This is a genomic window from Frankia sp. ACN1ag (assembly GCF_001414035.1).
In the GTDB taxonomy this organism is placed as follows: domain Bacteria; phylum Actinomycetota; class Actinomycetes; order Frankiales; family Frankiaceae; genus Frankia; species Frankia torreyi.
In genome coordinates, this window is sequence record NZ_LJPA01000027.1 from 58,243 (window position 1) to 71,397 (window position 13,155).

Here is a 13,155-nt window from a genome sequence, read left to right on the forward strand (position 1 = left end):
GAACGTCGGGTGCGGACGGTCCGAAGGTCCCGCCGCACCCGGGCACCGGCAGGGGGACAGGGACAGGGGCAGGGGCAGGCGCGGTTGCGGGTCCGCCGCGGTTGCGGGTCTGCCGCGGTTGCGGGTCAGATGCGGGTGAAGGCCTCCGCGTCCCGGCGGAAGCGGTCGAGTTCGGTCAGGCTGATCGTCGGTCGGGCCTGCCGGGCGGCGTCGAGCAGGTCCTGGGTGCCCAGCGGCGTGGTGGCGGGATTCTGACCGCCGTCCGGGCCGGCCTCGTCCGAGCCGGGCTTGCCGTGCAGCCAGGTGTCGTCGGCGGCCCGGTGGAAGGCCGCCGCGGCCGAGCGCTGCACGACCGCGGAGAGGTCCGCCGGGGTGAACAGGTCGGTCGCGGCCACCACCGCGTCCAGGTCGATCTCCGCCTTGTTGGCGACCCGCTCCAGCAGCCCTGCCAGCAGCACGCGACGCCCGCTGGCGTCCGGCGGCCCGACCGGAAGTACCAGGTCGAACCGGCCGGGCCGAACGAACGCCGGGTCCAGCGCCGACACCGCGTTCGTCGCGCAGATCAGCAGCCGACCCTGCACCCCGCGGAACAGCGGGATCGCCTTGAGCAGCTCGTTGACGACCGACTGGTTCTCCGGCCGGGTCTCGCGGGACTGGGCGATCTCGTCGACCTCGTCGATGAACACGACGACGCGCTCGACGCCCATCAGGTCGTTGATCGCCGACCGCAGCTCGGCGGCGAGCCCGGCCGCCCCCGAAGCCAGCCGCGACGGCAGCAGCTCCACGAACGGCCACTCCAGCCGGGCGGCGACCGCGCGGGCGAACGACGTCTTGCCGGTTCCCGGCGGCCCGAACAGCAACATCGCCGTCGGGATGACCACCCCGTACGCCTCGGCCAGCTCGCGTTCCCGCACCGGCAGCAGCAGCCGCTGCTCGATGAGCTTGCGCTCGTCCTCCATGCCCGCGAGGTTCGACCACTCGGACGTGCTCAGCAGGGCCCCGCCCCAGCGCTCGACGGTCGACACGTCCGCCGGGCGCAGCGGGATCTGCTTGTCGTAGAGCACCTGCCCGGTGGCGCTGAAGCCGCGGTTGAGGAACGCCTCCTCCCCGGACTGGCCGGGAGTGATCAGCGTGGTGATCCGTCGGCAGCCGGCGTGCAGCAGCAGGTTTTCCACGCTCTGCAACAGGCCTGAGCCGATGCCGTGATGGCGCCAGGCCGGCGCAAGCGCGACCGTGAGAACCCGACCCGCGCCGCCCTCCTTGCGCCCGATCGCGGCCCCCACGATGTGCTCGCCGGCGACGGCGACCACCACCGGGGACTCGGTGTCGGGCGGCTCGTGCCGCAGCGCCAGCACGGTGTCGGTCAGGTTGATCGGCGGCCCGCCCGGGGTGCTGTGCACCTCTTCGAGTAGCCGCACGGTGGCCGCGTAGTCGACGGTCTCGTAGGGACGGATGTGCCAGATGGGCACGCTGGCTCCTTCAGGTCGGTCACCGACGGATCGTCGAGACGACTCTGCCTGGGCGGTCGCTGCGAACCCGTCGGGACTGATGGAGCTTTGCGGGGGGACCTAGGGACCGGCACCCGTTGACGAAGGCAGTCCGTGTGCCCGGGGGTGCTCCCCTGAGAAGGGTCGCCGTCTCGTTGCCCGAGGGCGCCCGACGGTGCCCGCCCGGCTGCGTGGCCGCTGGTGGTCGCGCGGCACCGAGCGATGGTGACGCTGCTCGCCAGGCACCTTCGACGGGCGGCCCGGCGACGCTCCTTCGGGCGCCCACATCGTGGACCCCGCCACGCCCGTCCGGGGGAGACCGGTCCTTCCCGGGCCCCCCGAACGGGTGAATCGGCCGGTGCTGTGTATGGGAGCGGCGCAACCTGTCTCCTCCACAGGGACACAACGGATGCCGAACCCTGTGGAAGAGACATGGAGGCGCTGTCCCACGCATCCCGCGGGAGCGGTCGGTGTCAGGGCAGGGGCGCGGCGAGGGTGAGCACGCGGGTGATCTGGGCGGCGGCGAGGTTGTCGTCACTGATCAGCGTGAGCGTCGCCGGGCCGCGGCCGGCCGGCGGCGCCGCGGCGACGGCGAGGCCCTCGTAGTTGTCGAGCAGCGGGTTGAGCTGCGGTTCCCGGCTGGGCGCGCCGAGAGTCGGGCAGCGGACGAGGTCCGCGACCGGCCGTTTGGCCACGATGTCGGCGGCCGGCGCGGTGGCGAGATCGGCGATGCCGCCGACATCCGGTGCCCGGTCGGCGCCGGTGACGGCGTAAAGGGTCGCCGTGTTGCCGACGTTCGCCGTGAACGATGCCTCCAGCACGACCAGCCGCCCGTCGCCGTACGCCGTCGCCTCGGCGATCCGGTTGCCCGGGTCGACCTGATAGCCGATCTGGCGGGTCAGCCGGAACCCGCCGGGCGTGCCGGCGTCGGCGGCGTAGACGAGGATCCGGCGGAATCGGGCCTGGCCGCTCCCGGGTTGTCCGGCCCCGGCCGGGGCGTCCCCGGCGAGCGTGCCCTCCATCGCGGCGTAGACGAACCGCCCCGACGGCGAGATCGACAGGCCCTCCAGGGTGGCGTTCGCCGTCGCCTCGCCGGCGGGTGCGACCGCGAACCGGGCCGGCACCGTGAGCTCCCCGGCCTGCCGGCCGTCCCGCCCGAACACCCGCACCGACGGCTCCGTCTCCGAGCTGACCAGGAACCGCCCGTCCGGCAGGACGGCGACGCCCTCCCCGTCGAAGCTCGCCGCGTCGTACGGGGTGCCGTCCGGGCGGCGCAGGGTCAGCGTGCCCGTCAGCCCGGGGTGGCGCGGGTCGCGGAAGAAGAACAGCCGAGCCGGCTCCGTCCCGCTGTGGTCCTGGACCGCCACGTACCCGCCGCTGCGCCGATCCGCGGCGAGCCCCGACAGCCCCCCGACCGTCACGCCGTCGATCGACGCCTTGTCCAGCGCGTCGCTGAACCCGACCGCGACCGCGGTGGGCGGGCAGGCCCTCTCCCACGGCACGCTCGGCGCTGTGGCGGCACCGGCCGCCGCGGGATTGCCGGTGGCCGTCGGTGCGGTGGCCGTCGGTGCGGCTGCCGTCGTCGGTGAGGCTGTCGTCGTCGCCGCGGCTGCGGCCGTGGCGGCGGAACACGCGAGTGCCGCTGCCGCGGCGGCCGCCAGGACGGTGCGACGGATCGGTGTCATACCGTCACACTTTCCGGGTGGGGGTGACCGGCGGAAGACCTGTGAGGTGAACGGCGTCCGAACAGACGCCGTCTGTCCTTGTCGGCCAGGCGGGGGTACTCACGACCAGCCTTCGGCGGCGAAGTTCTCGCCGCGTCGGAACAGCTCGATGCCGGTACGGGACGTTCCATAGGTCCGCGCGGGGATCGCGTCGAGGGGGAACCAGGCGATTCCGGCGCACCTGTCCGGCTCGGCGTTGACCGGCTCACCCGTCCAGCTCGCGGGCCGGAAGACCAGGCCGACGCGCGCGATGCCGCGGTCATTGCGGGAGTGGATCGTGGCGGTGAGGGAGAGCCTGGACCGGTCGAGGACGAGGCCGGTCTCCTCGTGGGCCTCGCGCACGAGGGCGCTGGCGGCGTCCTCGTTCTGTTCGAGTTTTCCGCTGGGCAAATTCCACCAGCCGTCGGCGAACCCTGTTCCCGCGCGCAGGGCCAGCAGCACCTGGTCGTCACGAACCAGGAGCAGTAACACGTCCACGGGACTCGTGTAGGTCATCGGATGTCCGGGGCCGGCGGATTCAGTTCTCGTCGACCGCGGGGTCGGCGGGGGAGCCGAGCAGGGCGGTGACGGAGGCGGGGATCTGGAAGCCGATGGCCTGGCCGGACTGGTCGTCGTAGACGGCGTCCAGGAGCGGCTCGGCGTCGAGCGGGATGCGCCCGCGGCCCTGGAAATAGGCGACGATGCGGCGCACGGGACGGGTGAAACCGCGCAGGCTGCGGTCCGCCTCGTAGCCGGCGATCCGGTACACCTCGTCCCGACTGATGAAACCGTCGGACGCGGCGGCCCGTTCGATCGCCCGTGCCTGCACCGCCGCCTCCTGGCGCAGCCGGCCGAGGACCGCGTCGACCGCCACCGCGGTCCAGCCGGGCTCCTGGTCCTCGGGCTCGTCGTCCCGATCGTCGCGCTCCTGCTGGAGTTGTTGGACGCGCCCGACGTCGGCCAGGGCGGCGGCGGGAACCTCGACGCTGAGTACCTCCCCGGCCAACCTGAGCAGCTCGTCCGGCCGGACCATGAACAGCGCGCACTCGGCGGTGTCGAGCAGCTCCCGGACGAGCTCGGGCCGCGGGCCGATGGGGAGTCCCTGGTCGAGGCGCCACCAGTCCTCCTTGACGTCCCCGGTGACGAAGAGGACGGGGCGGCGTCGCGTCGCGGCTTCCACCTGGATCTGCTTCCACAGCACGTAGTCGCCGGCCGGAGCGGTGCCCTTCTTCGCGCCGTCCTTGTAACCAGGCGGGATCTGCTGCTCGACCCGGCGCAGTCCCTCCTCGAGCGCCGCCTGATGCTCGGGGGGCGCCAGCGCGGGGCCGACCCGCCCCTCAAGGATGGTCGCCAGTCGCTTCACGACCGGGTCGAGATTGGAATCGGTGGAATACCGGGCCATTTCGCGGTCGTGGGCGGCGGCGATCTGCTCTGACACGTGATCGAATCCGGCGGTGAGCGCCTTGCGCAGGTCGGCTGCCTCCGCGGGATCGAGGGACAGCCGCTTGGCCCAGGTGCGGATCACCTGCTCGGCCTGGCCGCGCAGCTTGTCCAGGTCGTTTCGGGTCGCCGTCGTGCCCCGCGGATCGCGCAGCACATTGTTGCGCTGGGTCCAGAACTCCGCGATGACCTGATGCGGTGCCCAGACCCGCTCCCCGAGCCCGGTGAGCACGTCCAACAGGTTGTCGCGCGCATCCGGGTGATAGCGGTACAGGTTGAGCAGGACATTGGTGTCCGGCACGACCATCCCGGTGGTCAGGACTCGCCGGTAGTCCTCGACCGACGGCGTGCGGTACGCCTCGAACCCGTCGAACAGTCCGCCCTTTGACGGTGCACCGGGCGCCGAACCTCTCGAAGCCGTGATCGATTCCCCCATGTTGAAAGTCTAGAATATTGCTAGAAAGACAACGGCGGGGAGTCTCCCTGCATGGCCCGGTCGCTCAGCCTGGCGCCCAGGGTCGCGTCGATTATCTTGCGAATGAGTCGCTCCCGGTTCTCCTTGGCCAGATGCGGGATCCGCAGGGCGTCGGCCAGGGACGTCAGGCGGGCCACCGTGCCGAACCGATCCAGATGATCATGCGCCTCGGCGCGGCTCGCCATCGTCAGCAGCGTGCCTCGGACCGCGGCCGCCTCCTCCGCCAGGACGGGAGCGGCGGACCGACGCCCGGTGGTCAGGCGGTTGGGGCGCCCCGGTCGGCTCTCCTGACGCGGCGAGGCGGCCGGGGCGGTGCGGCCGGAGTGGGCCAGGTCCGCGGGCCCGGCGCTCGCCTCATCCGTCCGGGCTTCCACCGGTGTCGTCGGCGCGCCGAGGATCAGCTCGCGTCGGCCGGAGATGAGGTCCTGCAGCCCGTCGTCATCGAGACTCCCCACGAGGACGGCCAGCCGGTGCAGGAACGCCGCGAACGCCGCTGACCGATCGTCAGGCATGGCCCAGGGCCTCCAGTCGTTTGGTGAATTCCGTGGCCAGCCCCTGCCACTGCTCAAGCAGGTCGCCGGCCGGCGGCGGATCGGTGAGGACCAGCGGCACATTCTCTGCTGCCGCCCTTGCGTACGGGACCGGATTGTCGAAGATGACGGACTCGAAAGTCGGGTACTCCTCTCGCACCATGTGAATGAAGGTGCGCAGCGATGCGGACACCTCGTTGCCCCGTTGGCGGCGGGCCATCGTGAAGACCACGCCGAGGATTCGCGGCAGCAGCCGGGTGGGCATGCCGCGGCGGGCGGCCGCGCTGCCGCCCATGGCGTTGTACCGGGCCTGGAAATAGCCGAGACGCTCCCGGAGATGGCCGATTGCGAGCCTGGACAGCTCGTCCGGGCGGGCCGGCACCACGAGACCGTCGCTGGCGACGACCGCGGCGCGCGTCAGAACGCCGAAGTTCGGCGCACAGTCGAGCAGCACGAGGTCGTAGCCTGCGGCCCGCACGGATGCCACGGCGGCGACGAGCCGTCCGTAGACCCGTAGGAAAGGCGTGCGCGGGGGCGTCGGGCTGCCCAGTTCGTAGAGGAGCCGCTCCTCGGCGTCGCTGAGCTGGAGATCGGCGGCGACGAGATCGAGCCGTCCGCCGTCGAGGTAGAAGTTTGCCTGCTCCGGGGTCACCACGACGTTGGTCAGGCCGGGTGGATCCCCGCGGGATCGCCACGAGTTCAGCCAGTGCGCGATCGTCCGGTTCGGTCGCAGGCGATCGCCCCAGTGCTCGGGCGGATAGAAGGACAACGTGAGGCTGGACTGCGGGTCCAGGTCGATGAGGAGGACCTTGCGGCCCTCGCGGGCGAGCTGGGCGCCGAGATTGGCGGTGACGGTGGTCTTGCCGACGCCGCCCTTGTAGTTGACGACGGTGACCACCCGCATGTCCGCCTCCGACCGTGCCGCCCCCGCAGCGGGCCACGGGCCGAACGCTAATCGGCGGAGCCGGCGGCGTTCGGGCGTTCGGATCAGCCCGGACGTCAGTGTCATCGGGTGCCCGTTTGGCGCCCTATGCGCCTGTTTCAGGCGTGCGGATGCGTGAGATCTGTCGCTGCGGAACCGTCGACGGCGCGTGCCCTGCCGGTCAGTCGCCTTTGGCGCGGGCGATGACCTCCTCGTCGGTCAGGGGGGAGGCGGGGTGGTGGGTCAGACACAGCGGGGTGCGGATCTTCTCGAAGGTCAGTGCCTCGCTGGTGGCGTAGAACTCGCCGACGCCGAGCCGGCCGATGTCCGCCGCGTCACCGCCACTGGCGCGCGCCATCAGCCGGGCCGCGTCGATCTGGGTCGGGCTGTTGAGCCGGCCGAACAACTGCGTGGTCGCGTTCCCGGGGATGCCGTTGTGCAGGTTCTTCGGCGCCTGGGTCGCGAACACCAGCCCGAGGCCGTACTTGCGGGCCTGGGCGGCGAGCGCCAGCGTGCTGGCGGTGCAGGCGGTGGTCGGCCCGGACGGGGCGAACGTCTGCGCCTCGTCCATGACGAACAGGCCGCCGAGGGGACGCGCGCCCGCGGGGTTGCGCTTCACCCAGGCGAACAGGGCGAGCTGGAGCTGGTTGACGAAGCTCTGCCGCTGCTCGTCCCGGGGCAGCCCGATCAGGCTGATCACGGAGACGCGGGCGCGACGTCCCGGGGCCGGGCGAAGCAGCGCCCCTGGATCGACTGGTGCGCCCTGCCCGCCGAACAGCGGGTCGTTCACCATCGCCGCGCGCAGCGTCTGGGCCAGGCCCTTCGCGAGCTTGTCGGCCGGGTCGAGGTCGGTTACCCCCCCCGGCAGGTCCGCGAGCAGCTCGACGAACGCGGAGAGACCCGATCGGTTCCCCCCCGCGAAGTGCCGCACTGCGGCGGTGAGGATCGCCCGGCCGATGCTGGCCCGGGACGTTGTACCGGTCACTCCCGCGCGCGCCGCCAGGGTGGCCACGGCCGCGTCGACCGCCGTCTGGAACTCGTCCGGATCGTCGCGCAGGCCGGCGAAGTCGGGCAGCGGCTGGAAGCTCACCGGTCGGCCGCCGTCGCGCCGCGGTGTCCAGATGACCACGTCGGTGCCGGTGAGGTACTCGTCGGCGAGGCTCTTGTCCTCGTCCCGCCAGCCAGCCGGCGGACTCGGCCACGCCTCGCCCAGCCGGGCCAGGTCGTTGTTCGGGTCCAGCACGATCGAGGACACGCCCCGCAGCGCCGCCTCCTCGACCAACCGCCGGATCAGTACGGTCTTGCCCGACCCGGACCCGGCGAAGATCGCCACGTGCCGGCGCAGGACGGCGAGGTCGAGCCGGGCCGGCTCCGCCGAGACCAGCGAGGTGCCGAGGACGAAGGCGGACGGCGCGCTCGTCCGCCCGGCGGGGGCGGGGATGTCGGCGACCCGATCGGGGGAGCCGTCCGTCGATGCCGACCGGCCGGCCGCCGCACCTGTCCTGCCGTCCGTCCGACTCGCGGCGCCGACCCCGGGGTCCGCGGCGCCACCGCCGGGCAGGTCGCCGCCGCCGGGCAGGTCGGCGGCGGCGTCCTCAAGGGCCGTGCGCAGCAGGGACGTTCCGCTGGCGGGGCGGCGCGCGGTCAGCCATTCGCGCAGGTGGGGATGCTGGCGGTCGAACAGGGTCCGCAGCGCCGCGAAGGTGGCCAGATCGTCGCGGTCGAGGCGGTGCACGATGCCGCCCGCGGCGGTGAAGGCGGCGAGCGCCTCGTGCGTCTTCGCCCCGTGGCCCCAGGCGGTGTTGCGCAGCAGGAACAACCGTCGGCGCGGGTTGCCGGCGGCGATCCCGGACATGACGCAGGCGCTGGTGATGCGGGGCAGGATCGCCCGGCCGTGGCCGGAAGTGATCGCCCGGAACGACCACTGCGCCTGCTCGCCGGTCTCGGCGTTGAGGGTGTGGGACAGCCGGGCGTGCAGCGGCGGGCGGGCGCTCGGGCTCGGTTCGAGGCTGAAACCGCGGCGTGTCCCGCCGTTTTCGGTGATCCAGGCGGTGAGTCCCGCGTTCAGCAGCTCCGGCATGACGATGTCCTCATTGGCCGGCGTCACGCTCGGCACGGTCGCGACCAGCTCAGCGAACACCGCGTCAAGCTCCGCCAGGTACGGCCCGGCCGGCGGCGGTGTCACCGTGACAGGGGCGGGTTCGGCCGAGCTCTCGTCGGGATCCTCGGCAGGGGTCGCCTGCTCCTCGCCGGGCGGCAGGCCGGCCGACTTCTCGGCGCCGGCCTTCTCAGCGCCGGCCTTCTCAGCGCCGGCCTTCTCGGCGCCGGCCTTTTCGGCGTCAGGGGCGAGCGGCGTGGCGAAGTCGTCCAGCTCGCGGACGACGCCGGCGGACAGGCAGGTCTCCAGGTGCCGGTCGATGCGTTGCAGCAGCTCGCGCGGGGTGTAATGGGGGGCTCGGTCGAATGCCGCGCGCTTCACCGGCCAGGTCGGGTAGGGCGGGGTGAAGCCGATCCGGTCGAAGTCCTCCCGGAACCGCCGCTCGATGATCCGGACGGTGATCGCGGGATCCTCCAGCCGGTTCAGCGGCATGATCTCGTGGAAGCGGTCGCGCACGGACGTCACCGCGTTCTCCCGGAACAGGATCCAGCTCGCCGGCAGGCAGGCCAGCAGGCATAGCGTCCGCTCGGTTCGCTCGTGCAGCATGAGCAGCCCGTCGGCGAGCACGTTGAACGCCACCGACCCGCCGCGCCGCCCATCCGGATCGTCGTCACGGACCGCTGCCTCGGCCACGACCGTGTCGACCTGGTCCACCGCGATCACGCTCGGCCCGGTCAGGGCCAGCAGCCGGGACAGCTCGTGCACGATGTCGGCCGGGCGGCGGGTGGCGGGCCGGATGCCGCGGCGGGCCCGCTCGCCGGGCTCCTGTTCGTCCATCGATCGCAGGTAGGTCTCGCCAACGGTCAGTTCGTCGTAGTCGTCGGAGTTGTACAGCGTCAGGGCCCGCAGGGTGTGCTGGCACTCCCGGGCCAGCGCGCGGTCGTGGTCGCCCAGCGCGACGATGAGGTCCTTCAGGTATCCCGGCTCCAACGCCGTCTCGCCCACGACGGAGGCGGTCAGCTCCGCGGGCACGCGCAGTAGCTCGCACAGCGACCGCAGGAACCGTCGAAGCTGGGTCTCCCCGTCGACGGGCCGGAACAGGTCGGACAGCATCGACCCGACGACGCTGGCATGGAACGCCTCGCTGCTCGCGTGCCCGACCAGGAAGAAGTACCCGCCGAGTTCCTGGACCTGCTGACGGACCCAGCCGAGCAGGTGCGTCTTGCCCGCGCCGGCTTGGCCCTGCACGACGACGCCGAGCGGCTTGTNCGTGTCGGCCTCCATGAGGGAGGCGAGGATGCGTCGCCGCGGCTCCGTGTGCAGGCCGTCGACGTGGACCGGGGAACTACGCCAGACGTCCTCCAGTGCGTGCACCCAGTCCAGCCTGATGGCGGCCAGGGCGTCCAGTTCGGTGATCATGACGGTCCGATCAGCAGCAGGTGGTTGTCGTGCTCGCCGATGCGGACCGCCGCCGCGCGGTCCGCGGCGTTCAGCGACTTCTGGTCCTCGTCGGGCACGACCCGCACGTCCGGCTGGCGCGCCATCCGTCGCAACGCCTGATCGACCTGTGCCTTGGCCGTGCCGCCGAGAAGCGGGCGGACCTTTGCCAGCCGCACCCAGTCGTACGGCCCGGCGGCGAGACTGGCATACGCCGCCCGAATGGCCGCCTCGATGGCCACGCCGCCGTCCTCGTCGACCGTGCCCTCCGCGAGCCGGCCGCTGTCCGCAGGTCTGGCGTAGCCCGCGGGCCTGGCGTAGTCCGCGGGACCGGTCTTGTCCGCGGGCTCAGCGTCCGCGGTTGCCATCGTCGCTGTCGATGGAGCCGGCGCAGTGCCCGCGGCCGGTTCCGTGCCCGGGTCGGGCGGTGCTGGTGTCGTGGCACTCGCCGGCGGGGAATCGGCCGGCTCGGGCGGATCGGCGCGGAACAACTCCCCGATGGTGATCCGCTCCCTCCCGAGGAACCGGTGCAGGCCCTCGGCGACGGCGAAGAAGACCCCGGTGGGCAGGCTGCCCGCCTCGATCGCACGCGGCGCCAGCTCCTGCCGACCGCGCGCCCAGCCAGCGTCGGTGACCTGGTGGAACAGGAAGTTGCCGTGGCCGGGCACCTTGCCGCTCTCGACGAGGCGGAGCTCGTTGAGCCGGCGGCGCTCGGCGCCGACCAAGGTGAATCGGAACCGCTCGCGCAGTTCCTCGTTGGAGATCGGCCGGTCCTGTGCGAGCAGGGCCAGCAGGATCGCCGCCTCCCGGGCGGACAGGGCTGAGCGGTCGCGGCTGGCCGAGCCCGTGCGGCGCGCCGTGGCCGGGCGGCCCGCAGAGCTCTTGGGGGCCGCCGAGCTGGCGGGGGCTGGGGAGCTGGCGGTGGTCGGGGAGGNGGCGGGGGNCATGGTTCTATGCCTCTTTCGGAGTCTTCCGGCGTGCCTCAACGCATCGTTCGATCTGGCTCGCGACGGCGTCCACGTCGTCGAGCACCTGGTCGTTGGTGAACCGCAGGACCGCAAAGCCGTCGAGGACGAGTTCGGCGTCCCGCCGGCGGTCCGATTCGTAGTGCGCGACCCCGCGGTGTTCCGGACCGTCGACCTCGATGACCACCCGCTCGGCGGACCAGACGAGGTCGAGGTAGTGCAGCCCGGTCAGCGGGCCGGGGCGGTGGGGCTGGTTCCAGGCCCGCCCGTGCGCCCACTCCCGGGCGCGCAACGCGCCTTCGAGCCGCTTCTCCGCCCGGCTCGCCGGATGCGGCCGGCCGACGACCGCGGGCAGCACCACCCGCTCCTGTCGGCCATCACCGCCCGCTGGCGTAGCCGGCTCATCCGTCGCCGTGGCCGTCGCCGTCGCTGGCGCCGGCTCCGTCTGGTTGATCTCGGCCGGGGTCCGGGCCGCCCGGGTCGGCGCTGCGGCCTCGCCCGGCAGCGGGGACGCCGTCGTCTCGGATGCCCGGTCGGCCGGGGCCGGGCGCCCGCTTGCGGGGCAGGACACGGTCCTGGCCCGGTCGGCGTCCGGGCCGTCGGGGAGCCCGGTCAACCACACGCCGACGCGTGCCGTGTAGGCGAACCAGGCCAGTGCGTCGAGGGCGGTCCGTCGGTCGCGGGGCCGGCCCCCGGATGCCTCCGGATCGACGAGCAGTGCCAGCCGATCACGGCCGTACCCGGCGGCAATGGCCTTCGCAACGCCCGCGGCCCGCACCTCGACGGTGAACCGTGTCCCCGTCGGCACCCCGCGCAGCGACCGCTCGGCCAGATCCGCCAGGTACGGCCCGAATACATCGAGCGCGGCGGCGGCACGGCCGGCGAGGGCCCGCGCCGCGGCCACGCCGGCCCCGCCCGCCGACTCGATCACCTCGGCGCCCGGCAGCCAGCCGGGGAACAGCGCCACCGCGACCGACTCCAGATCGGCGAGTAACGCCCGTTGGCAGGCGGCGAGCGACGGCCGCGCGGCCGGACGGTAGCCGAGGACGGCGGGCGCGTCGGCGGGCAACGGGTCCAGCGCGGCGCGGACCGCCGGTTCGACCGTGTCGGCCAGCCGGATGACCCGATCCGTGGGCAGCATCGCCCAGGTTCCGCCGCGCCTGACCCGGGGCCTCGCCGCCGGCCGACCTGACTCCTGCGGCGGGTTCGCGCGTGGTGCGTCGCGGGCGGCCTGTTCTGGATTGCGGGTAACTGAGCCTGAGCCTGGGCCTCGGGCGGCAGGGCCTGGGAGCGGGGAGGCTGGGGCCGCGTCCGGAAGGGAAGACGCCGAGACAAAGCCGCTGCCCCCCGGCCGGATCGCCAGCATCGTCGCGGGCCGCGGCTGCGTGGTCCGGGGCGGACCGCCGGGTGCGGCGGCCGGGGGGCGAGGAGTGTCGGCAGCCTGGTTCGCCCTTCGCCGCCACGCGGACGCCGCTCTGCCGGTCGGCGGTGTGGCCGGACTCCCGGCCTGGGAGCCACCGCCAGCCGAGGCCGGCGGAAAGGCGGGTTCGGTCAGCCGGGTTTGCGCCCGGGCTGGGAAGGCCGGTTCGATGCTCGGCTTCGCGCGTCCATCGATCGCGTGCCGGACCAGGGCGATCAGCGTGTCACGAGCGGAATCGGCGGGATGGTCGAACAGGTCGATGGGGGCGAGCTGCTTCAGCAACCCGGGCAGCTCGCATTCCTCGACCCGGACGGGTAGGAGTCGCCGGCCGGCTCCGGACGGGTCGGCGGCGAACGCCGCCTGCCATTCCGGGGTGTCGTCCAGGGAGCGCAGATACGCCGGCGACAGCACGACGATGGTGCGTTCCGCGCCGACGACGCCCTGCTGGAGATGCAGGCTCCAGTTCGATCCGGGCACGAAGTCCCAGGCCCGGATGAGCACCCGGTAATGCGCGGACTCCAGCTGCCAGGCGAGCCACTCGGCCCACTGGCGATCTTCGGCCGCATACGAAAGGAAGAAGTCCCATCGTCCCGTGGCCGACACGCCGTCCTCACCCCCGTTTCGGACTCGGCGACGATTGTGCCACCGGGCCGCAAGGCCCGTGACGGCCGGTGGTTC

At 72.9% G+C, this 13,155-nt stretch carries 8 protein-coding genes; all 8 read right to left on the minus strand.

Annotation, left to right across the window (positions count from 1 at the left end):
- Positions 1-125: 125 nt before the first annotated feature.
- On the minus strand, positions 126-1,469 hold the full coding sequence (locus UK82_RS22185) for an ATP-binding protein (protein WP_044887000.1): 1,344 nt from the start codon (positions 1,467-1,469) through the stop codon (positions 126-128).
- Positions 1,470-1,960: 491 nt separating this feature from the next.
- A complete protein-coding gene (locus UK82_RS22190; RefSeq protein ID WP_055409072.1) occupies positions 1,961-3,172 on the minus strand; it encodes an esterase-like activity of phytase family protein in 1,212 nt (403 codons plus the stop codon).
- A 99-nt stretch (positions 3,173-3,271) separates the two neighbouring features.
- Positions 3,272-3,706 (minus strand): NUDIX domain-containing protein, encoded by a 435-nt coding sequence (locus UK82_RS22195; RefSeq protein WP_044886998.1) that lies wholly within the window; start codon positions 3,704-3,706, stop codon positions 3,272-3,274.
- A gap of 22 nt (positions 3,707-3,728) precedes the next feature.
- On the minus strand, positions 3,729-5,066 hold the full coding sequence (locus tag UK82_RS22200; protein ID WP_055409074.1) for a PIN-like domain-containing protein: 1,338 nt from the start codon (positions 5,064-5,066) through the stop codon (positions 3,729-3,731).
- Positions 5,067-5,086: 20 nt separating this feature from the next.
- The gene (locus tag UK82_RS22205) at positions 5,087-5,617 is read right to left on the minus strand and encodes a hypothetical protein (RefSeq protein WP_055409076.1); all 531 of its coding nucleotides are present in this window, start codon (positions 5,615-5,617) and stop codon (positions 5,087-5,089) included.
- On the minus strand, positions 5,610-6,539 hold the full coding sequence (locus tag UK82_RS22210; protein WP_055409078.1) for a ParA family protein: 930 nt from the start codon (positions 6,537-6,539) through the stop codon (positions 5,610-5,612). Before UK82_RS22210 ends, UK82_RS22205 begins: the two co-directional genes overlap by 8 nt.
- Before the next feature lie 199 nt (positions 6,540-6,738).
- Positions 6,739-9,923, minus strand: a 3,185-nt coding sequence (locus UK82_RS42065) for an ATP-binding protein (protein WP_396230614.1), incomplete at its 5' end; no start/stop codon positions are given.
- 1,120 nt (positions 9,924-11,043) lie between these two features.
- A complete protein-coding gene (locus UK82_RS22225) occupies positions 11,044-13,080 on the minus strand; it encodes a TIR domain-containing protein (protein ID WP_044886992.1) in 2,037 nt (678 codons plus the stop codon).
- Between the last annotated feature and the right edge of the window lie 75 nt (positions 13,081-13,155).

Excerpts from the sequence above, each read along its gene's own strand:
- UK82_RS22210 (WP_055409078.1), bottom strand. The coding sequence starts at position 6,539 with ATGCGGGTGGTCACCGTCGTCAACTACAAGGGCGGCGTCGGCAAGACC.
- UK82_RS22205 (WP_055409076.1), bottom strand. The coding sequence starts at position 5,617 with ATGCCTGACGATCGGTCAGCGGCGTTCGCGGCGTTCCTGCACCGGCTG.
- UK82_RS22195 (WP_044886998.1), bottom strand. The coding sequence starts at position 3,706 with ATGACCTACACGAGTCCCGTGGACGTGTTACTGCTCCTGGTTCGTGAC.
- UK82_RS22200 (WP_055409074.1), bottom strand. The coding sequence starts at position 5,066 with ATGGGGGAATCGATCACGGCTTCGAGAGGTTCGGCGCCCGGTGCACCG.
- UK82_RS22190 (WP_055409072.1), bottom strand. The coding sequence starts at position 3,172 with ATGACACCGATCCGTCGCACCGTCCTGGCGGCCGCCGCGGCAGCGGCA.